Source organism: Formosa undariae (assembly GCF_042427615.1).
GTDB lineage: Bacteria > Bacteroidota > Bacteroidia > Flavobacteriales > Flavobacteriaceae > Formosa > Formosa undariae.
Genome location: NZ_JBHMEZ010000001.1, coordinates 21,440 through 42,920, shown reverse-complemented (window position 1 = coordinate 42,920; position 21,481 = coordinate 21,440). Strand labels below are relative to the sequence as shown.

The window sequence follows — 21,481 nt, the reverse complement described above, 5'->3', positions numbered from 1 at the left end:
TTAATGAGTGGTAAAACACAGTCGTTAAAACAATTAGCGCTCCAAAAATTTAAACACAATTTTTGGGGCGTTTTTAGTTTCTATTATATCATCTTGGTTGGGTTTGTTTCTGTCTTTGCTTACGTTTTAGCGCCAGATTCTTCTCAACATGCGAATCAGATGCATTTGTCTATTCATTCGGAAAAACCGGGTTTTACGGTAGATATATTAACTATACCAAATCAAATAGAAAACACACAAAGTAGTATAGATAAACTATTTTTTGGAACTCTTAATACGGAAACAGAGATTCCTGTTTCAAAATTTGAGGTAAGAAAAGATGCGTTATTATATACCGAATATGCTTCGGATGGCTTGGTGGGAGAAGAAAAAGAAATGGATTTAAGTCTGTTTTCAAAAACTGAAATTTCAAAATTAGTATCATCTAAAACCTTTCATCTAGGAACCGATAAATATGGGCGTGATGTATTGAGTCGTGTTTTGGTAGGGGCTAGAATCTCATTTTTTATAGGCTTTGTAGCTGTGTTTATTTCCTTATTTATAGGTTTAGCTTTAGGTAGTATTGCTGGATATTACGGAGGGAAGGTCGACGCTATTATAATGTGGGTCATTAACGTGACTTGGTCTATTCCAACATTATTACTCGTTATTGCAATTACTTTAGCCTTGGGAAAAGGATTTTGGCAAGTGTTTATTGCAGTAGGCTTAACGATGTGGGTGGAAGTGGCACGTGTGGTGCGCGGACAAATAATTAGTGCTAAGGAAATGCAATATGTTACAGCCGCAAGAGCTTTGGGGTATAACGATTACCGTATTATTACCAAGCACATATTACCAAATATAATGGCGCCAGTAATTGTAATTTGTGCAGCTAACTTTGCATCTGCAATTTTAATAGAAAGCGGATTGAGTTTCTTGGGTATAGGGGCGCAACCACCAATGGCAAGTTGGGGTGCAATGATTAAAGATCACTACAACTATATTATTTTAGGGAAACCGTATTTAGCGGTAATCCCTGGATTATGTATAATGAGTTTGGTTATGGCATTTATGTTAATAGGTAATGCCTTAAGAGATGCCTTAGATGTGAAAAGTTAATCTATTTTTAGATTCGTATTGGTGTCGTCTATATATTTTAGCAATTCGTCTTTTCCAATTTCCTTAGAAGAGGATGTCACGAAATAATTTGGCATATCTTCCCAACTTTCAAGTAAAACATCACGATAATCATTCACATGATTTTCGATAGCCATCGGTTTTAGCTTGTCGGCTTTAGTGAAAATTATAGAAAAAGGAATATTGTGCTCGCCTAACCACGTCATAAATTCTAAATCTACAGGTTGTGGTTTATGGCGAATATCTACCAATACAAAAGCAGATATTAATTGTTCTCTTTTGCTGAAATATTCGGTTATAAATTTCTGAAATGTTTTTTTAGCACTTTTAGAAACACGTGCATAACCATATCCAGGTAAATCGACTAAAAACCACATTTTATTAATTAAAAAATGATTTATAAGTTGTGTTTTTCCCGGCCTTCCAGAAGTTTTGGCAAGGCTTTTACGGTTAGTAAGCATGTTAATAAGCGACGATTTCCCTACGTTACTACGTCCGATAAACGCATATTCAGGTACTCTGTCTTTCGGACATTTAGAAACGTCCGAATTACTTACGACAAACTCAGCCGATTTAATTTGCATAATTGTATACTGTTAAAATTTTCTGGCAGTTAACCAAGAATCTAATATTCTATTAAATTCGTCAGGATGCTCCATCATAGCAGCGTGTCCACATTTATCAATCCAAAATAATTCAGAATCAGGTAGAAGTTCATCAAATTCAATGGCAACTTCAGGAGGCGTTACAATATCGTTTTTACCCCAGATAATACACGTAGGTACTTTCATATTAGGTAAATCTTTACTCATATTGTGTCTAATCGCGCTCTTTGCAATGGCTAAAGTTTTAATTAACTTGTTTCTGTCGTTCACTGTTTCGTAAACTTCATCTACAATTTCTTTAGTTGCAACAGCAGGATCATAAAAGACATCTTGTGCCTTTTTACGGATCACTTCGTAGTCACTTCTTTTAGTGTAACCACTACCCATAGCGCTTTCATATAGCCCAGAACTTCCGGTAATAATAAGTGCTTTTACTTTATTTGGATATAGTTTAGTATGGAATAGTCCAATGTGTCCACCAAGAGAATTTCCTAGTAGAATAACATCTGTAAGTCCTTTATATTCAATGAAGTCATGCAGGTAATTTGCAAAACTTTTTACATTGGTTTTTAATAAACTCATGCTGTAAATTGGGAGCTCAGGTATGATTACTTTGTAGCCTTTATTACTAAAATAATTAGAGACAGCGTCGAAGTTGCTCAATCCTCCCATTAACCCATGAAGTACGATTATAGGTTGCCCTTCTCCCACTTCCATGTAGCTAAAATTCTTTTCTTTTTTTAAGCGATGCGTCATTAATTAATCATTATCGTCAACAAACAAATATAGGTATTTCATTCGTATAATGAAGTATATTCTGAGTATCCGCGCGAAATAGTTTTTTCAAAACAGATATTAACAACCTTTAACAAACAAAAAATGACACCCTAATCAATTTTAACTCAATCTGTAAGCTGTTTTTAATAACAGCATTAGGGTTGGGGTAGGTCAGGTGTTCATAAATTTATCAACAAAGTGGTATATTGTGGTAAAAAGTGGTATATTTTTCAATATATTTGACAAATATAGAATGTAATCCCCAAAAATTGTTTTGAACTCATTAATAGGTACATACGAATGTAAAGTGGATGCGAAAGGTCGATTAATGTTGCCCGTTTCGTTGAAGAAGCAGTTGAGTGCCGTATTGCAAGATGGGTTTGTGTTAAAACGTTCTGTTTTTAATCCGTGTTTGGAATTATATCCCATGGAAGAGTGGAATGTGTTGATGCAGAAGATAAATAAGCTGAATAGATTCAAAAAGAAGAACATCGATTTTATTAGAAAGTTTACTGCAGGTGTGAAAATGGTTGAAGTAGATGCTACTGGTCGTTTGTTGATTCCGAAAGATTTAGCGGTTTTTGGAGGGATTTCAAAAGAAATAGTTCTGGCTTCGGCTGTAAATATTGTTGAAATCTGGGATAAAGATAAATATGAACAGAGCATAAGTGGCTCGGCTGATGATTTTGCAGAATTAGCTGAAGAAGTTATGGGACAAGATGATGAAGATTATGGAATATCATAACCCTGTATTATTAAAAGAAACGGTAGACGGTCTTAATATAAAAGAAGACGGAATATATGTAGATGTTACTTTTGGTGGTGGCGGACATAGTAAAGAAATTTTAAGACGCCTAGGGCCAAATGGTAAATTATTTGCTTTTGATCAGGATCCTGATGCTTTGGAAAATGCCATTGATGATGATCGTTTTCAATTAATACATGAGAATTTTAGATATGTAAAACGCTTTTTGCGTTTTTACGGCGTAAAGCAAGTGGATGGAATTCTGGCAGATTTTGGTGTGTCTTCGCATCAATTTGATGTTGCCGAACGTGGGTTTTCTACACGTTTTGAAGCGGAGTTGGATATGCGAATGGATCAGGCTAGTAAATTATCTGCTTTTAATGTTATTAATGAATATGAAGAAGAGCAACTTAAGCAAGTGTTGTTGCAATATGGTGAGTTGCGTGCAGCTCCTGCAATGGCAAAATTAATTGTAGAGTCTAGAGAAGTTGAAGTGATTAAAACAAGTAATCAGTTAAAAGCTGTATTGAAAAAGTTCTTATCTCCAAAGTTTGAAAATAAAATTTTAGCACAAATATATCAAGCAATTCGAATTGAGGTTAATCAAGAAATTGAGGTCTTAAAAGAATTTTTAATGCAGACGCCTGAAGTTTTAGCGCCGAATGGAAGATTGAGTTTGATTAGTTATCATTCCTTAGAAGATCGATTGGTAAAGCGTTTTTTTAGAAATGGATTGTTTCAAGGAGAGCCAGAACGTGATGTTTTTGGTGCTTTCGAAGTTCCTCTAAAAAAAGTAGGTGGATTAGTAGTGCCGTCGGCTGGAGAAATAAAAATAAATAATAGAGCTAGAAGTGCAAAACTTAGGATTGCAGAGAAGGTATGAGAGCAGGAATCTATAGTGTGTTAAAAGGAAAATTTCTAGTTAGCGACGATTCGTTTAAAAATTGGCGAGTCATCGTATTTGTATCGTTTTTAGCCTTTTTCATGATTGCAAGCTCGCATAGGGCAGATAAGAAAGTTCATGATATTGCAAGGTTGAGTGACGAAGTAAAGGAATTACGGTCTGCTTTCGTAGATGGTCGTTCTCGATTAATGCGGGTTAGGATGGAATCTTCTATAGTTAAAAAAATGGCAGCGAAGGGTTTGGTGCCTTCCGAAATTCCACCAAGAAAAATAAGAGTTACAATTAAAAATTAAAGTTTAAGCTTGGCAACAAACGAAAAGAACATATTAAACCGATTATATATTGTGGCAGGATGTATGTTCATCTTTGCCATAGCTGTGGTATTTAAATTATGTACTATTCAATTTGTAGATGGTGATAAGTATCGTAGTCTAGCAGAAAAGCGGACTATAAAATCGGTAACTATTCCTGCAAATCGTGGAAACGTTTACGATTCTGAAGGGAGTCTTTTAGCGACGTCTGTGCCTAAATACGATATTCGTTTCGATGCTGTTACACCAACCTCTAAAACTTTTGAAAAATATTTAAAACCGCTATGCGATTCACTTCATGTGTTTGGCGGAAAGCCTTCTAGTTATTATCAGAAAGCTTTACGGAAGGCTCGTGTTAATAAAAATAGGTATCATTTAATTGCTCGTAATATTGGGTATTCGGACTATATCCGTTTACGCAATTTTCCGCTTTTACAACTTGGTGCTTTTAAAGGTGGGTTAATTGTCGAACAGATGACCAAGCGTGAACACCCGATGGGCGGTATCGCAGAACGTACTATTGGTTACGATCGTACCGATGATCAAGGGAATGTAACACGTCCGGGAATTGATGGTGCTTTTGGAGTGAAATATTTAAGAGGAACCGATGGTAAACGTTTAAAACAAAATATAGGAAAGGGGCAGTGGAAACCTATTGCAGATTATAATCAAGTAGAACCTAAAGATGGTTACGATGTTTATACAACCATTAATGTGAATATTCAGGATATTGCGCATCATGCATTATTGAAGCAGTTAGAGTATTACGACGCCGAGCATGGAACAGTAATCGTAATGGAAGTAGAAACGGGAGAGATTAGAGCTATTTCTAATTTAGGAAAAATGTCTAACGGTGGGTATTATGAAAAGTTGAATTATGCGGTTGGTGAATCTCACGAGCCAGGGTCTACCTTTAAGTTAATGTCTTTAGTGGCTGCGCTAGAAGATAAAGTAGTAGATACAGCTACCGTGATAGATACTAAAAAAGGGGTGAAGCGTTTTTACGGACGACCTATTTACGATTCGCATCATGGTGGATTTGGAAAAATTTCTGTGGCGCGAGCTATGGAAGTGTCTTCTAACATTGCTTTCGCTACTATGATTGATGATAACTATTCGCAGAATCCAGAAAAATTTATAAACAGATTAAAATCTTGGCATTTAGATCAGCCTTTAGGAATTCCAATAAAAGGAGAAGGAAAGCCAATGATTCCTGAGCCAGGACATAGTAAATGGAGTCGAAATGCATTGCCGTCTATGTCTTATGGGTATAACTTAAGTTTAACTCCGTTACAAACATTAACGTTTTACAATGCTATTGCGAACGATGGTGTTATGGTTAAGCCGCGCTTTATTTATAGTGTAAAGGAATTGAATACCCCAATAGAAACATTTCGTAAAGAAGTTATAAACGAAAAAATCTGTTCGGAAGAAACTGTAAAAGAAGTGCAAGCTATTCTTGAAAATGTGGTAAAACACGGAACAGGAAAATCTTTGTATAATCCGTATTTCTCTATGGCGGGAAAAACAGGTACTGCGCAAACGGAGTATTGGATGGCAGACTGGAAGGATAACAAACGTTATGTGTCGTCGTTTGCGGGATATTTTCCGGCGGTAAATCCCAAGTATTCATGTATTGTGGTTATTCATAAACCAAGTGTTAAAAAGGGGTTTTATGGCGCAGATGTTTCTGGACCAGTATTTAAAAGTATCGCTCAAAAAATATTTACAGACACGCCTATTATCGATGAGGTGAATTCGCTTCAAGTAGCAGATGCGCCTGTTGATAAGGAGTTTGAAAGGTTTTACGAAACCGCTCAGAAATACAAAACGCTTATGCCTAAAGTGGTTGGGTTGCCAGTTATGGATGCAATTGCATTATTGGAAAATCTAGGACTTGAAGTAGAAATGGATGGTTTGGGAAATGTGAAATCACAATCCATTCCTGTAGGAGAAAAAATTAAAAAGAATCAAAAAGTAGTTTTAAAAATATCGTGAATTTATTAAAAGACATATTATATAAGGTTGCTATAGATACCGTTATTGGTGCTACCAATGTGCATGTAAACAATATTGCATTCGATTCTCGTAAAATAGAATTGAATGATCTGTTTGTTGCTATTTCAGGAACTGTGGCAGATGGTCATGGATTTATTGAAACAGCAGTAAATAATGGTGCTTTAGTGGTGGTTTGCGAGCATATGCCGGAGCAGCGTGTGAATGGAGTGACTTATATTCAGGTTGCCGATTCTAAAGTTGCTTTAGCGATAATGGCTTCTAATTTCTATACTAACCCATCAGAGAATTTAAAGCTTGTTGGAGTTACAGGAACTAACGGAAAAACGACTATCGCAACGCTTTTATATCAGTTGTTTAAGAATGCTGGATATAAAGTAGGGTTGCTTTCAACAGTAAAAATATTAGTAGACGATACAGAGTACAAGGCGACACATACAACACCAGATTCATTAGCGATCAATTCATATTTAAGTATGATGAATGCTGAAGGTGTGGAGTATTGTTTTATGGAAGTGAGTTCGCATGGTATTCATCAAAAACGTACCGAAGGTTTGCATTTTGTTGGAGGTGTATTTACTAATTTATCGCACGATCATTTAGACTATCATAGCACGTTTGCAGAGTATCGCGATGTGAAAAAATCGTTTTTCGACAATTTGCCTAAAACAGCCTTTGCTTTGGTAAATGTAGACGATAAGAATGGCGAAATCATGCTTCAGAATACAAAAGCACAGAGGCAAACTTATGGTTTGAAGAATTACGCAGACTATAGAGCACAGATTTTAGAAAATCAGTTTACAGGGTTGTTACTTAAAATTAACGACAATGAAGTGTGGTCGCGATTAATAGGTGAATTTAATGCATCGAACTTATTAGCAATTTATGGTGTTGCCGAATTATTAGGGCTAGAGAAAGATGAAACCTTAAGATTAATCAGCGGATTAGAAAGTGTAAGTGGAAGATTTCAGTATTTAATTTCAGATTCGAAAATTACTGCTATTGTTGACTATGCGCATACACCAGACGCTTTAAAAAATGTATTGGAAACCATAAATAGTATCAGAACTAAAAATGAAGATTTAATAACTGTTGTGGGATGTGGAGGAAATCGTGATAAAACAAAACGACCAAAGATGGGACATATCGCTTCGGCTTTAAGTACAAAAGTGGTGTTTACAAGCGATAATCCAAGAAATGAAGTTGCCGAAGTTATTATTGAGGAAATTGAAAAAGGTGTCGAGCCACTTCATTTTAAAAAAACAATGTCTATTACAGATAGACGACAAGCAATAAAAACAGCTTGCCAATTGGCAAAGCCTAACGATATCATATTAATTGCAGGTAAAGGTCACGAGACGTACCAAGAAATTAAAGGAGAACGTTTCGATTTTAATGATTTCGAAATTGTAAAACACTATTTAAAACAGCTAGAAAAATAACATGTTATACTATTTTTTCGAGTATTTAGAAAAACATTATCAATTGCCAGGAGCATCATTGTTTGGGTTCTTAACCTTTCGTGCGGCTATGGCTATTTTAATGTCTTTAATTATATCTACAGTTTTCGGAAAACGAATTATTAACTTCTTACAGCGTCAGCAAGTAGGAGAAACAATTCGTGATTTAGGATTGGAAGGTCAGACGGAGAAAGCGGGAACACCAACTATGGGTGGAATTATTATAATTCTAGCGACGTTAATTCCGGTAATCTTATTCGCGAAATTAGATAACGTCTATATTTTGTTGCTAATAGTGACCACGTTATGGATGGGAGCTATTGGGTTTTTAGATGATTACATCAAGAAATTTAAAAACGATAAAGAAGGTTTAAAAGGAAAATTTAAAGTGCTTGGACAAGTTGGTTTAGGGCTAATTGTTGGGATTACGCTGTATTTTAATCCGAATGTTACGATTAAAGAAAAATTACCAGTACACCAACAGCAAGAAATTTTAGCTGAAACCCCAAATGCATTGCCAGGAAGGTTTTTTGCTGCAGAAGAACAATCGACTAAAACAACCATTCCTTTTGTTAAAGGAAATGAGTTTGATTACGCCGATTTAATTACTTGGATCGATCCAAGTTTAGGGAAATACGCATGGTTAATTTTTATTCCAATCGTAATATTTATAATTACAGCGGTTTCAAATGGTGCTAATCTAACCGATGGTATCGATGGTTTGGCGGCAGGAACTTCAGCTATAATTGTGTTTACTTTAGGGATATTCGCTTGGGTTTCGGGAAATATTATTTTCTCAGATTATCTCAATATCATGTATATCCCACGTGTGGAAGAAATAACTATTTATATCGCTGCATTTGTAGGAGCTTTAGTTGGGTTTTTATGGTATAACACGTTTCCTGCACAGGTTTTTATGGGAGATACGGGAAGTTTAACTATAGGAGGGATTATCGCTGTTATTGCAATTGCAGTAAGGAAAGAGTGGTTAATTCCTGTATTATGTGGCGTCTTCGTAGCGGAGAATTTATCTGTGGTTTTACAGGTGAGTTACTTTAAGTATACACGAAAAAAATATGGTGAGGGTCGACGCATTTTTAAGATGTCGCCTTTGCATCATCACTATCAGAAATCAGGATATCATGAAAGTAAAATTGTAACCCGATTCTGGATTATAGGTATACTGTTAGCGATTATAACTATTGTAACCTTGAAAATTAGATAAGATGAAAAGGTTGGTGATTCTTGGTGGCGGAGAAAGTGGTGTAGGAACAGCGCTTTTAGGAAAAGCAAAAGGATTTGAAGTGTTTGTTTCCGATAAAGGAAAGATAAAAGACAAATACAAAGATGTTCTAGTAAAAAATGAGATTGAGTGGGAAGAAGCTCAGCATACGGAGTCAAAAATTCTGAATGCCGATGTGGTAATGAAAAGTCCAGGAATTCCTGATAAAGCACCATTAGTGAAACAGTTGGTTGAAAACGGGGTTTCGGTAATTTCTGAAATTGAATTTGCAGCTCAATTTACAACTGCAACTATTGTCGGGATTACGGGAAGTAACGGAAAAACAACGACAGCAAGTTTGGCTTATCATATTCTTAATCAAGAAATAAATGTAGGCTTAGCGGGAAATATTGGAGACAGTTTTGCAAAGCAGGTTTTAGAAGACGATTTTAAAAACTATGTACTGGAGATAAGCAGCTTTCAGTTAGATGGTGTGGTCGATTTTAATCCAGATATCGCGGTAATTACAAACATAACACCAGATCATTTAGATCGGTATAATTACAATTTTGAAGAGTACATCGCTTCAAAATTTAGAATTGCAATGAATCAAACAAAAGATGATTATTTGATTTATGATGCAGACGATGATGTATTAGTCGATTGGTTGGAAAAACATCCTGTTCAATCAAAATTATTGCCTTTCTCGCTCGTGAAAAAAATAGAGAATGGCGCGTATTTAGATAAAGAAAATATTAAAATAACAATAGATAACAATCAGATAATTATGCCTACAAAAGACCTAGCATTAGAAGGTAAACATAATATAAAAAACGCGATGGCTGCATCTACGGTGGCGCACTTATTAAAAATAAGAAAGCAGACTATTCGTGAAAGTTTAGAAAATTTTCAAGGTGTAGAACACCGCTTAGAACACGTATTGAAAATCAATAAGGTTCAATATATAAACGATTCAAAAGCGACTAACGTAAATGCAACGTATTACGCTTTGGAAAGTATGTCTGCTCCAACGGTTTGGATTGTAGGTGGTGTAGATAAAGGTAATGGTTACCAGGAATTATATCCATTTGTAAATACAAAAGTAAAAGCAATTATTTGCTTGGGTGTAGATAACGAGAAGTTGTTGGAAAACTTCAGCAATATGGTAGATGTTATTGTGGAAACACAATTTATGAGTGAAGCTGTGAAAATAGCTTACAAAATAGCAGAAGCGGGCGATAATGTGTTGTTGTCTCCAGCATGTGCTAGTTTTGATTTGTTCGAAAATTACGAAGAAAGAGGAAGACAATTTAAAGATGCAGTAAGGAATTTATAATGCAAGAATTTTTAAGTAAATTAAAGGGAGATCGTTCCATTTGGGCTATAGCTGCATTGTTGGCTTTATTCTCATTTTTACCGGTGTATAGTGCGGCAAGTAACTTGGCGTATATGCGTGGTAGCGGTAGTACTTTTACTGTTTTCTTAAAACATTTTATGCATTTAGGTGTCGGGTTTGTGCTGATGTATTTTGCTCATCTTATGCCGTATCGCTATTTAAGAGGGCTTTCTATGGTTGGTATTTTGGTAGCATTGGTGTTGTTAGGTTTTACCATGTTACAAGGAAATACTATAGATGGAGCGAACGCGAGTAGATGGATTCAGATCCCTTTTGTAGGGGTGTCGTTTCAAACATCAACCTTAGCATCTTTGGTGCTTATGGTTTATGTGGCGAGGTATATGGCGAAAATGGCAGATAAGCCAATTACGTTTAAAGAATCAATTTTACCACTTTGGATGCCTGTTTTTCTCGTGTTAATATTAATACTGCCTGCGAATTTTTCCACGGCAGCTTTGATCTTTTTAACTGTAATAATTTTAGTTTTTTTAGGAGGGTATCCGATAAAATATTTAGCATTAATCATTGGGATGGGCGTGCTAATATTGGCAATATTCGTGTTGGCAGCGAAAGCCTTTCCGGATGCGATGCCAAACCGTGTAGATACTTGGATGAGTCGTATCGAGAATTTCTCTAATGGAGAAGATACAGAAGAAGATTATCAGATTGAAAAAGCCAAGATTGCTATTGCATCTGGCGGAATAAAAGGTGTTGGTCCAGGGAAAAGTGTTCAGAAAAACTTTTTACCACAGTCATCATCAGATTTTATTTATGCTATAGTTGTTGAAGAATATGGTTTAATTGGAGCAATTATTTTAATGGGAGTCTATCTTTGGCTGTTATTTAGAATACTAATCGTTTCGCATAAAGCAAAAACAGTTTTCGGAACTCTAGTGGTTCTTGGAGTTGGATTGCCAATTGTAATACAAGCGTTGTTAAATATGGCAGTTGCAGTAGAATTATTTCCTGTTACTGGGCAAACACTTCCATTAATTAGTAGTGGGGGGACATCGATTTGGATGACATGTTTAGCTGTTGGAATTATTTTAAGTGTGAGTGCAGATAGTGAAATTCCAGTAAAAGAAGAAGTGGATATAGATGAAGAAAATCCGTTAGAAATTTTATCCGAAGCAATATAATGAGTAAAAAGTATCATATCATATTATCAGGAGGAGGAACCGGCGGACATATTTATCCGGCGATAGCGATTGCCAACGAATTAAAGCAGCGTTTTCCAGATGCTCAGTTTCTTTTTGTGGGTGCGAAAGATAGAATGGAAATGGAGAAAGTGCCACAAGCTGGTTTCGATATTAAAGGATTATGGATTTCAGGAATTCAGCGTGAGTTGACTTTAAAAAATTTAATGTTTCCGTTTAAGTTGATTAGTAGCTTATTTGGAGCACGAAAAATTATAAAAAAATTTAAGCCCGATGTGGTTATTGGTACTGGTGGATTTGCTAGCGGACCATTATTGCAAATGGCTTCAGGTAAGGGGATTCCAAGTTTAATTCAGGAGCAGAATTCTTTTCCAGGAATAACGAATAAATTACTGTCAAAAAAAGTTCAAAAAATCTGTGTGGCTTACGATGGTTTGGAGCGTTTTTTTCCAGAACATAAAATTATAAAAACAGGAAATCCTGTACGTCAGGATTTATTAGATATACAATCTAAAACTGAAGAGGCTAAAGCTTTTTTTAAATTAGTTCCAGAAAAAAAGACGTTGTTAATTTTAGGAGGAAGTTTAGGTTCTAGACGTATAAATGAGTTAATAGAAAAGGAAATCGACTATTTGCAAACCCGCAATGTTCAGATTATATGGCAGTGTGGTAAATTGTATTACGATAAATATAAAATCAATAGTCATACTAAAAACGTTCAAGTTCATGCATATTTGAATAATATGGATTTTGCATACGCGGCAGCGGATGTTATAATTTCTAGAGCAGGAGCGAGTTCTGTTTCAGAATTATGTATTGTAGGGAAACCCGTTATTTTTATTCCGTCGCCAAACGTGGCAGAAGATCATCAGACTAAAAATGCGATGGCGGTGGTAAAGGAAGATGCTGCGATTTTAATTCAGGAACAAGATTTAGATGTCGATTTTGAAAACAAGTTTTCTCAATTAATAGAGTCAAAAGAAAAACAACACGCTTTAGGCGAGAATATAAAGAAGTTAGCATTGGTAAATGCAACAAAGGATATTGCAGACGAAGTAGAAAAATTATTAAATAACTAAATGAATTTAGAGACTATAGATAACGTTTATTTTATTGGTATTGGCGGTATAGGTATGAGTGCTTTGGCACGTTACTTTAAAGCTAATAACAAGCGTGTTGCTGGGTACGATAAAACGCCTAGTGATGTAACACGAGCATTAGAAGCGTTGGGTATAGATGTTCATTTCGATGATTCTATTGCAAATATTCCGAATGCATTTTTAAATTACGATACTACGTTGGTGGTTTATACGCCGGCCATTCCTAAAGATAATATGGAGTTGGTGCATTATAAAAACAGTAGGGGTTTCAGTTTGTTAAAACGTTCTGAGGTTTTAGGATTAGTAACTAAAAATACGTTTTGTTTGGCTGTTGCAGGAACGCATGGTAAAACAACAACATCAAGTATATTGGCTCATTTATTATACGAATGTAATGTGCCGTTAACGGGATTCTTAGGAGGGATAAGTGAAAATTATAATTCAAATTATATTTCAAAAGGGACTGAGGTTTCGGTAGTAGAGGCAGACGAATTTGATCGTTCATTCTTAACATTATCACCAGATATTGCTTGTATTACATCTATGGATGCCGATCATTTAGATATTTATGGTGAAGCTGAAGCCTTACAAGAATCTTTTTTAGATTTTTCGAAACGAATAAAGGACGGTGGTACGTTATTTGTTAAGAGTGGCTTGCCTATTGAGGGGATAACATATGGTATAGAAGATGATTCTGATTATACGGCATTAAATATTAAAATTGAGAATGGTGGTTATGTGTTTGATGTTAAGACACCTAGTGCTGTAATTAATGATGTTAAATTTAATTTGCCGGGTAGACATAATTTGTCGAATGCTTTAATCGCTTTAGCGATGGCTCTTGAATATGGTTGTCAGTCTCCAGAACTGGTTAAGGCATTAGCATCATACGCAGGAGTTAAGAGGCGTTTTACCTATCAGATTAAGACAGACGATTTGGTGTTTATAGACGATTATGCACATCATCCGGAGGAAATTAAAGCCGCGCATCAGGCTGTTCGAGAAATGTATCCAGGCAAGAAAGTCTTGGCGGTATTTCAGCCTCATTTATTTAGTAGGACACGAGATTTTATAGACGATTTTGCAAAAAGTTTAGCTCAGTTCGACGAGGTCTTGTTAATGGATATTTATCCTGCAAGAGAATTGCCAATAGAAGGCGTGACTTCAGCATGGTTATTTGAAAAAATTGAAAATGAAAATAAGGCATTGGTTTCAAAATCAGATCTTATTTCAAAAATAAAGGCGAGCGATGCAGATGTTATTATTACACTAGGAGCTGGCGATATTGGAGCAGAAGTTAAACACATTAAAACCGCATTATATGGCAATTAAGATACATTGGGGTTATGTGAAACTTGTGGTGTTAACGGCAATGGTTTTGTTTCTGTTTGCGTTTGCATCACAACGAAATGGAGATCGAAAAATATCGGAACCCCAAATTCATTTTTTAGGCGATAATAATTTATATATCACCCAAGAAAATGTTAGTAACTTGTTAATACAAAAAGAGAAAGGGCTTTCAGAAATGACCAAAGAAACTTTAGATTTGAATAGCCTAGAGTTTGCCCTGAATTCGAACCCATTAATTAAGTCTGCCCAAGTTTATTTAGATGTAAATGGCTTATTAATAGCAGATGTCGAGCAAAAGTCGCCTATAGCACGAGTTCAAGATCAGACCTCGTATTATGTAGATGATAAGGGCGAATTTATGCCATTGTCGTCCAACCATACCGCTAGAGTGCCATTTGTTGTGGGACATATTGAAAAAAATAATTTGAATAATGTTTTTAAAATTGCTCAGAAAGTTTATAATGATGCATTCTTAAAGAAACATGTGGTGGAAATTCATCAAAATGAAGATCAGAAAATTTCTTTAAAACTGAGACAACAAAGTTTCTCTGTGTATTTAGGAGATTTAAATCAATTAGATAAAAAAGTTAGTAATCTAAAAGTGTTTTACAAGAAGGCTTTAAAAGAGAATACACTTCATGATTATAATAAAGTTAATTTGCAATTCGACAATCAAGTGGTGTGCACCAAAAACTAAACTATGGAACATAATATAGCAGTTGGATTAGATATTGGAACCACAAAAATTGTGGCCATGATTGGGCGTAAAAATGATTACGGAAAATTAGAGATTTTAGGAATAGGACGCTCCAAAAGTTTGGGTGTGCATCGTGGTGTGGTAAGTAATATTACTCAAACCATTCAGTCTATTCAGCAAGCTGTGCAAGAAGCGGAAGCTTCAGCAGGTACTAAAATTGAAGGCGTAACTGTTGGTATTGCCGGACAACATATTCGTAGTTTACAACATAGTGATTATATTACAAGGCCGAATTCGGAAACCGTAATTGATGAAACCGATATTGATCAGTTAATCAATCAGGTGCATAAATTAGTGATGCTTCCAGGTGAGGAAATTATTCATGTTTTACCTCAGGAATATAAAATTGATGGTCAGCCAGAAATAAAAGAACCAATAGGGATGCATGGTGGTCGACTAGAGGCTAATTTCCATGTTGTTGTTGGTCAAGTATCATCAATTAGAAATATTGGTCGTTGTATTAAAAGTTCAGATTTAGAGTTGGAGCGTTTAACATTAGAACCATTAGCATCGGCGAACGCTGTTTTAAGTCAGGAAGAAAAAGAAGCAGGTGTAGCTCTTATCGATATCGGAGGAGGTACAACAGATTTAGCCGTTTTTAAAGATGGTATCATTCGTCATACAGCAGTAATCCCTTTCGGAGGAAATGTGATTACTGAAGATATAAAAGAAGGATGTTCTATTATTGAAAAACAAGCAGAATTACTGAAAATTAAATTTGGTTCTGCATGGCCTGGAGAAAATAAAGACAACGAAATTGTGTCTATCCCTGGGTTAAGAGGTAGAGATCCAAAAGAAATTACATTGAAGAATTTATCTAAAATTATTCATGCACGTGTAGTTGAAATCGTTGAACAAGTATTTTTAGAAATAAAAAATTACGGTCACGAAGAGCAGAAAAAGAAATTAATTGCTGGAATTGTGTTAACTGGAGGAGGTGCACAATTAAAGCATTTAAAACAATTAGTAGAATATATTACAGGAATGGATACCAGAATTGGTTATCCGAACGAGCATTTAGCAGGAGACAGTAATGAAGATATTACGAGTCCGTTATATGCGACTAGTGTCGGTTTAGTTTTAGATGGATTAAAATATCAAGAACGTAAACAACGAGAAATTAGAGTCGAAGAAATCGAGGAAGAAGAAATTAAAAATCCAGCAGCGGTTTCGGAAGCTATTCTAGAAGAAAAGGAAGAGTTGAAAGAAACACCTCCCGAAGAAGTAAAGGAGCGCAGAAATTTTTTGGACAGATTTACAGACAGGATCAAGGATTTTTTGGACAACGCAGAATAAAAAAAATGATATGTAAAGTCTTATTACAGATTTTACAATACATAAAGTATAAAAATAAAAGTAAAGATTAAAAACCAGTAAAAAAGAATTTATGAGCAGCAACAAAGAATTCGCAAGTATCTCATTTGACTTACCTAAGAACCAATCAAATGTAATTAAGGTTATTGGTGTTGGTGGTGGTGGTAGTAATGCCATTAATCACATGTTCCAACAAGGAATTAAAGGCGTAGATTTTGTAATCTGTAATACAGATGCACAAGCGCTTCAAAACAGTGGAGTTCCAAATAAAATTCAGTTAGGATTAGACTTAACAGAAGGATTAGGAGCTGGTGCAAACCCTGAAATAGGAGCCCAATCTGCAATAGAAAGTCATGACGACTTAAAACGTATGTTGGATACCAACACAAAAATGATTTTCATTACTGCCGGTATGGGTGGTGGTACAGGTACTGGTGCTGCTCCAATCATTGCTAAAATGGCTAAAGACTTAGATGTCTTAACTGTTGGTATTGTTACTATGCCTTTCCAGTTTGAAGGCAAAATGCGTAATGAACAAGCCCAAAAAGGAATCGAAAAATTACGTAATGTAGTCGATTCTTTAATTGTAATTAATAACAACAAACTTCGAGAAGTTTACGGAAATCTTGGTTTTAAAGCAGGATTCTCTAAAGCAGATGAAGTGTTAGCCACAGCTGCTCGTGGTATAGCAGAAGTTATTACACATCATTACACACAAAACATCGATTTACGTGATGCCAAAACGGTGTTAAGTAATAGTGGTTCTGCAATTATGGGATCTTCAATTTCGTCTGGTCAAAACCGTGCGAAAGATGCTATTATGAAAGCTCTAGATTCTCCTTTACTTAATGATAATAAAATTCAGGGTGCCAAAAACGTGTTGTTGCTAATTGTTTCTGGGGCTCAAGAAATTACGATTGATGAGATTGGAGAAATTAACGATCACATTCAAAACGAAGCGGGTCATGGTGCTAACATTATTATGGGTGTTGGTGAAGACGAATCTTTAGACGAGTCTATCGCGGTTACTATTATTGCAACTGGTTTTAATTTAGATCAGCAGGATGAAATTTCTAATACAGAAGCTAAAAAAGTAGTACACTCTTTAACCGATGAACAAAAATCAGATAAAGAAGAAGCTGTTTCAAATATAGAAACTAAGCCAGTATCTATAGCGAAGATTGCGCCTAAAGTTGAAAAAGCACCAGAAGTAATTAAGCATACCTTAGATATTAATGATTTAGAAGATTTTGATGCGCCTGCTAAAAAGGAGACGCCAAAACCCACTAATACTGTAGATATTGTACCAACTACCGAGGCAATAAAAGATATTGAAGTGACTTTCGATAATTTATCAGATTTCGACGTAGATGTAAATGATTTTGTATTTACAGAAGTAAAACGCGGAACTGTAATTACTGAAACTCCGGAGGACGAGGAGAAGCAAATTACGTTAACTTTCGATATGCCGTTACAACAGGAGACTACTCGCGAAGAAGCTCCGAAAGAAGTTATTAAGCATGCGTTAGAAGAGGTTAAGGATATTAAGAATACACCTGTTAACGAATATGTGGAGTTGATTAATGTAACGGAATCTACTAAAAAAGGTGAAGTACGTTATGTGCTTGATGATTATGAAGAGCAAGAGCAAGACATAAAAGTTGTTGCTAAGCAGGAGAAAAAGCCAGTACATGATGAGGCTTTAAGTAATTTTGATCAAGAGGTTAGTTTTATCAAGAAAGACGAACCTGTAGCGCCTGTTAAAGCAGCGCCACAAGCCCCAGCCGAACCTATAGATCCAATGAATACGCCAATTTCTGAAATGCTAAAAGAAAGAGCAGAAGAGCGTCGTAGAAAAATGAAGGATTTTAACTATAAATTCAATACGTCTAAAATTGATGAAATAGAAAAAATCCCAGCTTACAAACGCCAAGGTGTTAACTTATATGAAACACAACATTCGTCGGAAAACAATATGTCGGGTACAAGTTTAAGTGTAGACGATAATAACGATATACAACTACGAAGTAATAATTCGTTTTTACATGATAATGTAGATTAAATTTAACACAGATTATAGTTGAATTTAAGCTAGTAAAACCCAAGAACTCTACGATGTTTTTGGGTTTTTCTTTTTATCTTCGCAGTAAATAAATATTATGGGTTTACAACAAGATATCATGACCGCAATGAAAGTTGCCATGAAAGCAAAAGACCAAACAGCTTTGGCAGCTTTAAGAGCAGTAAAATCTGAGTTGTTATTAGCGCAAACAGAAACAGGTTCTAAAGAGGAGATTAGCGAAGAACAAGAAATTAAAATCTTATCTAAATTAGTAAAGCAACGTAAGGATAGTGCTGCTATTTATACAGAACAGAACCGTTTAGATTTAGCAGAACCAGAATTAGCTCAAGCTGAAGTAATAAGTCAGTTTTTACCAGAGCAATTAGATGAAGCAGCCATAGAGAAAATAGTTGTAGAAACTATTGCTAAAGTAGGAGCAGAAGGCATGAAAGATATGGGGAAAGTGATGGGGATTGTTAACCAACAATTAGCGGGAAAAGCAGACGGTAAAACCATCTCGACTTTAGTAAAAAAGAACTTAGTTTAATTTTTACTATAAAATATAAAATTCCTACGTTCGTAGGAATAATGGCTGCGTAGTTCAACTGGATAGAATATCAGATTTCGGCTCTGAGGGTTGGGGGTTCGAATCCCTTCGCGGTCACTGTTTTAAAACCATAATAAGTTGATTATCAATTTATTATGGTTTTTTTATTTTGTAATTATATTGATTTGGTACAGTTATTGGTACAATTATGATTTGAGTTAGATTCTTTTTAATTGATTTATGATTATGTTGGTGTCTAGAAAATAGTTCTATTTCCAGAAGTAAGAGTATATTAATCTAGTGCCGTGAAAGGAAAATCATAATTATTAAAATTGACTTTTTTTGGCTTGCACCATAACAAGTTCTCCTTTTGGATTAATATAGCCTGAAAGAAGTTTATTGTTGCCATCGTTAAAATATACTCGAGCCAAACCTGAGTTGAATTTGCCAATAGTATAGAATTTTGTTTCTGTTATTTCACCAGTATCAAGATTTAAAATTGATTTATTTCCAGATTTTCCAGATTGTAATACCATAATTCTTTTGCTCTCCATAAAACTATGATTGTAGTAATCAGATTGATTCGGATAGGGTGAAAAATCTGCCAAGTCATACAGTATTTTTCCTGTATTATCAATTATTCTGTATCCGTTATTGATTACTCCATCAATATATTTCATTGTATAAATTTTTACCAAAGCCTTATTGTCTTCAAAATTATAAGCTGAAATGTATTCAACATTAATGTTGACATTATTAGTCTCGTCTATATATCCAAATTTATTGTCAGTACTTTTTACTACAGCTAAACCATTATAAAATGGTCCAGGAGGATTTGTGTACATAAAATCGATTACTGTTTTTCCTCTATCATCAATAAATCCCCATTTAATTTTCCCATCCCTTTCAATAGATGCTCTAATTAATCCGTTATCGTCAGGCTTTACTACTTCATTGTAAATATATTCTGTTTCGTCTTTTGTGTCTAAGAAGACTAATTTATAATGTTTAGGGCTTTTTTGATTAGAAACAGCTAAAATATTATCAGAAATAGGGTAAAAAGTGAATTCACTATCACCTTGGAATTTAAATATTGGTTCTCCTTTTTTATTTAATATTTCGGATTCTAATTTTTCACCATTTTTTAATGCCCATGAATCTCTGGAGTCTAATTTTACAAATAAGTTGTTTTTGATTAAAATTTTATTATTTTTCGGTTGTACTATGATATCACCTGTAACACTTTTTATTCCTTCATTCTTATAGTCTTCTGAAATTGCATAAAGACCATTTTTTTGCATCCCAGTGTCTTTTTTTAACTTAGTATCCCCTATATCTATGTTTTGACCAAGAGAATCTATAAAACTAATTTTAGTACCGTTCTTAACTATGGCGTAACCATTTTTAAACTCCCCTAATTCATCATAATATAATTTGGTTTGTGCTATACTAGAAAATGAAATCAACAAGAGTGTAATTAGTAGGAATCTATTTTTCATATTTTCTTAAAAATTTTGGTTTTAAATATAAGAAATTGATTTATAGTAAATTATCTTTTTTTGTCATTTAATTCTTTGATTAATTAATTTCAATAAAAAGAGTGCAGTAAGGGTAACAATAACACCTTTTTTATAAAACTGTAATCAAAAGTGACTAAGATTACTTAGACTTTTAAAAAATATTCGTTTCTTGTCTTTTTGATATTAATTAAATAAACTTTACTAAACGATTCTATGAAAACTCAGCTTAAATATATTTTAATTTTAACGATTATATTGTCTGCTAATTTGGTTGTATCTCAAGATAGCAATACCACGTTTACTGTAAGTCAGTTTGCAAACGTTATGAGTGAGCAACCAGAACTTGTGGTTATTGATGTAAGAACACCAGAGGAATTTGCTGGCGGACATATAGAAGGCGCTATTAACTATAATTGGAAATCTGAGAATTTCGGAAGTCAGATTGCGAATTTAGATAAGTCAAAAGAAGTTCTAGTATATTGTTTAAGTGGTGCAAGAAGTGGCAAAGCCGCTGCTGCAATGCGTTTGGAAGGTTTTACAAAGATTTACGAAATGCAAGGTGGACTAATGAAATGGAGAAGCGGAAATTGGCCAGAAATAGTGTCTAAAGTTGCTGATCCGGGAATGAGCTTAGAAGATTTTCAGGCGTTATTGAATTCGGATAAATTAATATTAGTCGATTTCTATGCAGATTGGTGTGCGCCTTGTAAAAAAATGGAACCGTATTTAAATGAAATTTCCAATGATATGGAATCTACAGTCGAAGTTGTTCGTATCGATGCAGACAAGAATAGAGCGCTCTGTAAAGCATTAGGTGTAGATGCGCTGCCTGTTCTGCACGTGTATAAAAATAAAGAGCAAATTTGGAATCACACAGGATTTATAGATAAGGAAGGTGTGGTTCAACAATTACAATAGTTTTAAACTCCATTTTATGCTTTCAAAAATTAAATAACAACATTCTTTTAATTCTTAGCTAGCTGGTTGTTGTATCTGTAATATTTTGGCTTTTTTATTGAAATAAAATGCTAAGAAGCATAGAATTAATCTCTATTTTAGTGGTTTGGAAAACAAATTGTACTTGTGTGTATTCTAATTTCATGTTCGTGGATATATGGATGT

General features: G+C 34.8%; 19 protein-coding genes and 1 tRNA gene. 17 read left to right on the top strand and 3 right to left on the bottom strand.

Annotated elements, in window-relative coordinates:
* Window positions 1-3 precede the first annotated feature (3 nt).
* Window positions 4-1,098 (top strand): ABC transporter permease, encoded by a 1,095-nt coding sequence (locus ACFFVB_RS00190; RefSeq protein ID WP_382379945.1) that lies wholly within the window; start codon window positions 4-6, stop codon window positions 1,096-1,098.
* Here the strand turns inward: ACFFVB_RS00190 and yihA are convergent.
* A complete protein-coding gene (yihA, locus tag ACFFVB_RS00185) occupies window positions 1,095-1,700 on the bottom strand; it encodes a ribosome biogenesis GTP-binding protein YihA/YsxC (protein WP_382379943.1) in 606 nt (201 codons plus the stop codon). The genes ACFFVB_RS00190 and yihA overlap by 4 nt on opposite strands.
* Before the next feature lie 12 nt (window positions 1,701-1,712).
* Complete coding sequence (locus ACFFVB_RS00180) at window positions 1,713-2,477, bottom strand: alpha/beta fold hydrolase (RefSeq protein ID WP_382379941.1); 765 nt, start codon at window positions 2,475-2,477, stop codon at window positions 1,713-1,715.
* A 295-nt stretch (window positions 2,478-2,772) separates the two neighbouring features.
* Here ACFFVB_RS00180 and mraZ point away from each other — a divergent pair, with 295 nt between their 5' ends.
* From mraZ to ACFFVB_RS00105, 15 genes are all read left to right on the top strand, one after another.
* On the top strand, window positions 2,773-3,243 hold the full coding sequence (gene mraZ / locus ACFFVB_RS00175; protein WP_382379939.1) for a division/cell wall cluster transcriptional repressor MraZ: 471 nt from the start codon (window positions 2,773-2,775) through the stop codon (window positions 3,241-3,243).
* The gene (gene rsmH, locus ACFFVB_RS00170) at window positions 3,230-4,126 is read left to right on the top strand and encodes a 16S rRNA (cytosine(1402)-N(4))-methyltransferase RsmH (protein ID WP_382379937.1); all 897 of its coding nucleotides are present in this window, start codon (window positions 3,230-3,232) and stop codon (window positions 4,124-4,126) included. Before mraZ ends, rsmH begins: the two co-directional genes overlap by 14 nt.
* Window positions 4,123-4,440 carry an FtsL-like putative cell division protein gene (locus tag ACFFVB_RS00165; RefSeq protein ID WP_382379935.1) on the top strand — a complete coding sequence of 106 codons (318 nt, stop codon included), beginning with the start codon at window positions 4,123-4,125 and terminating at the stop codon, window positions 4,438-4,440. The genes rsmH and ACFFVB_RS00165 overlap by 4 nt, the downstream gene beginning before the upstream one ends.
* 63 nt (window positions 4,441-4,503) lie before the next feature.
* On the top strand, window positions 4,504-6,456 hold the full coding sequence (locus tag ACFFVB_RS00160) for a PASTA domain-containing penicillin-binding protein (RefSeq protein ID WP_382381164.1): 1,953 nt from the start codon (window positions 4,504-4,506) through the stop codon (window positions 6,454-6,456).
* Window positions 6,453-7,916: a UDP-N-acetylmuramoyl-L-alanyl-D-glutamate--2,6-diaminopimelate ligase gene (locus ACFFVB_RS00155; protein ID WP_382379933.1), complete on the top strand. Its 1,464-nt coding sequence runs from the start codon at window positions 6,453-6,455 to the stop codon at window positions 7,914-7,916. Before ACFFVB_RS00160 ends, ACFFVB_RS00155 begins: the two co-directional genes overlap by 4 nt.
* A gap of 1 nt (window position 7,917) precedes the next feature.
* A complete protein-coding gene (gene mraY, locus ACFFVB_RS00150) occupies window positions 7,918-9,159 on the top strand; it encodes a phospho-N-acetylmuramoyl-pentapeptide-transferase (RefSeq protein WP_382379931.1) in 1,242 nt (413 codons plus the stop codon).
* A gap of 1 nt (window position 9,160) precedes the next feature.
* Complete coding sequence (gene murD, locus ACFFVB_RS00145) at window positions 9,161-10,492, top strand: UDP-N-acetylmuramoyl-L-alanine--D-glutamate ligase (RefSeq protein WP_382379929.1); 1,332 nt, start codon at window positions 9,161-9,163, stop codon at window positions 10,490-10,492.
* Window positions 10,492-11,691, top strand: coding sequence for an FtsW/RodA/SpoVE family cell cycle protein (locus ACFFVB_RS00140; protein WP_382379927.1), 1,200 nt, complete (start codon window positions 10,492-10,494; stop codon window positions 11,689-11,691). Before murD ends, ACFFVB_RS00140 begins: the two co-directional genes overlap by 1 nt.
* Window positions 11,691-12,788, top strand: coding sequence for an undecaprenyldiphospho-muramoylpentapeptide beta-N-acetylglucosaminyltransferase (gene murG, locus ACFFVB_RS00135; protein ID WP_382379925.1), 1,098 nt, complete (start codon window positions 11,691-11,693; stop codon window positions 12,786-12,788). The genes ACFFVB_RS00140 and murG overlap by 1 nt, the downstream gene beginning before the upstream one ends.
* The gene (murC, locus tag ACFFVB_RS00130) at window positions 12,789-14,141 is read left to right on the top strand and encodes a UDP-N-acetylmuramate--L-alanine ligase (protein ID WP_382379923.1); all 1,353 of its coding nucleotides are present in this window, start codon (window positions 12,789-12,791) and stop codon (window positions 14,139-14,141) included.
* Entirely contained in the window at window positions 14,131-14,856 is a 726-nt protein-coding gene (locus ACFFVB_RS00125; protein ID WP_382379921.1) for a cell division protein FtsQ/DivIB, read from the top strand. Before murC ends, ACFFVB_RS00125 begins: the two co-directional genes overlap by 11 nt.
* A gap of 3 nt (window positions 14,857-14,859) precedes the next feature.
* Window positions 14,860-16,212: a cell division protein FtsA gene (gene ftsA / locus ACFFVB_RS00120; RefSeq protein ID WP_382379919.1), complete on the top strand. Its 1,353-nt coding sequence runs from the start codon at window positions 14,860-14,862 to the stop codon at window positions 16,210-16,212.
* 91 nt (window positions 16,213-16,303) lie between these two features.
* Window positions 16,304-18,292 (top strand): cell division protein FtsZ, encoded by a 1,989-nt coding sequence (gene ftsZ / locus ACFFVB_RS00115; RefSeq protein WP_382379917.1) that lies wholly within the window; start codon window positions 16,304-16,306, stop codon window positions 18,290-18,292.
* 97 nt (window positions 18,293-18,389) lie between these two features.
* On the top strand, window positions 18,390-18,839 hold the full coding sequence (locus tag ACFFVB_RS00110) for a GatB/YqeY domain-containing protein (RefSeq protein ID WP_382379915.1): 450 nt from the start codon (window positions 18,390-18,392) through the stop codon (window positions 18,837-18,839).
* Between the two features lie 43 nt (window positions 18,840-18,882).
* Window positions 18,883-18,956 (top strand) — tRNA-Arg (locus ACFFVB_RS00105).
* A 209-nt stretch (window positions 18,957-19,165) separates the two neighbouring features.
* On the opposite strand, the gene ACFFVB_RS00100 is transcribed toward ACFFVB_RS00105, so the two are convergent.
* A complete protein-coding gene (locus ACFFVB_RS00100; protein WP_382379913.1) occupies window positions 19,166-20,338 on the bottom strand; it encodes a WG repeat-containing protein in 1,173 nt (390 codons plus the stop codon).
* 234 nt (window positions 20,339-20,572) lie between these two features.
* On the opposite strand from ACFFVB_RS00100, the gene ACFFVB_RS00095 reads away from it, so the two are divergent.
* Window positions 20,573-21,277, top strand: coding sequence for a thioredoxin domain-containing protein (locus ACFFVB_RS00095; protein ID WP_382379911.1), 705 nt, complete (start codon window positions 20,573-20,575; stop codon window positions 21,275-21,277).
* Window positions 21,278-21,481: the final 204 nt, after the last annotated feature.

Excerpts from the sequence above, each read along its gene's own strand:
- ACFFVB_RS00190 (WP_382379945.1), top strand. The coding sequence starts at position 4 with ATGAGTGGTAAAACACAGTCGTTAAAACAATTAGCGCTCCAAAAATTT.
- yihA (WP_382379943.1), bottom strand. The coding sequence starts at position 1,700 with ATGCAAATTAAATCGGCTGAGTTTGTCGTAAGTAATTCGGACGTTTCT.
- ACFFVB_RS00180 (WP_382379941.1), bottom strand. The coding sequence starts at position 2,477 with ATGACGCATCGCTTAAAAAAAGAAAAGAATTTTAGCTACATGGAAGTG.
- rsmH (WP_382379937.1), top strand. The coding sequence starts at position 3,230 with ATGGAATATCATAACCCTGTATTATTAAAAGAAACGGTAGACGGTCTT.
- ACFFVB_RS00165 (WP_382379935.1), top strand. The coding sequence starts at position 4,123 with ATGAGAGCAGGAATCTATAGTGTGTTAAAAGGAAAATTTCTAGTTAGC.
- ACFFVB_RS00160 (WP_382381164.1), top strand. The coding sequence starts at position 4,504 with ATGTTCATCTTTGCCATAGCTGTGGTATTTAAATTATGTACTATTCAA.
- mraY (WP_382379931.1), top strand. The coding sequence starts at position 7,918 with ATGTTATACTATTTTTTCGAGTATTTAGAAAAACATTATCAATTGCCA.
- murD (WP_382379929.1), top strand. The coding sequence starts at position 9,161 with ATGAAAAGGTTGGTGATTCTTGGTGGCGGAGAAAGTGGTGTAGGAACA.
- ACFFVB_RS00140 (WP_382379927.1), top strand. The coding sequence starts at position 10,492 with ATGCAAGAATTTTTAAGTAAATTAAAGGGAGATCGTTCCATTTGGGCT.
- murG (WP_382379925.1), top strand. The coding sequence starts at position 11,691 with ATGAGTAAAAAGTATCATATCATATTATCAGGAGGAGGAACCGGCGGA.
- murC (WP_382379923.1), top strand. The coding sequence starts at position 12,789 with ATGAATTTAGAGACTATAGATAACGTTTATTTTATTGGTATTGGCGGT.
- ACFFVB_RS00125 (WP_382379921.1), top strand. The coding sequence starts at position 14,131 with ATGGCAATTAAGATACATTGGGGTTATGTGAAACTTGTGGTGTTAACG.
- ftsA (WP_382379919.1), top strand. The coding sequence starts at position 14,860 with ATGGAACATAATATAGCAGTTGGATTAGATATTGGAACCACAAAAATT.
- ftsZ (WP_382379917.1), top strand. The coding sequence starts at position 16,304 with ATGAGCAGCAACAAAGAATTCGCAAGTATCTCATTTGACTTACCTAAG.
- ACFFVB_RS00110 (WP_382379915.1), top strand. The coding sequence starts at position 18,390 with ATGGGTTTACAACAAGATATCATGACCGCAATGAAAGTTGCCATGAAA.
- ACFFVB_RS00100 (WP_382379913.1), bottom strand. The coding sequence starts at position 20,338 with ATGAAAAATAGATTCCTACTAATTACACTCTTGTTGATTTCATTTTCT.
- ACFFVB_RS00095 (WP_382379911.1), top strand. The coding sequence starts at position 20,573 with ATGAAAACTCAGCTTAAATATATTTTAATTTTAACGATTATATTGTCT.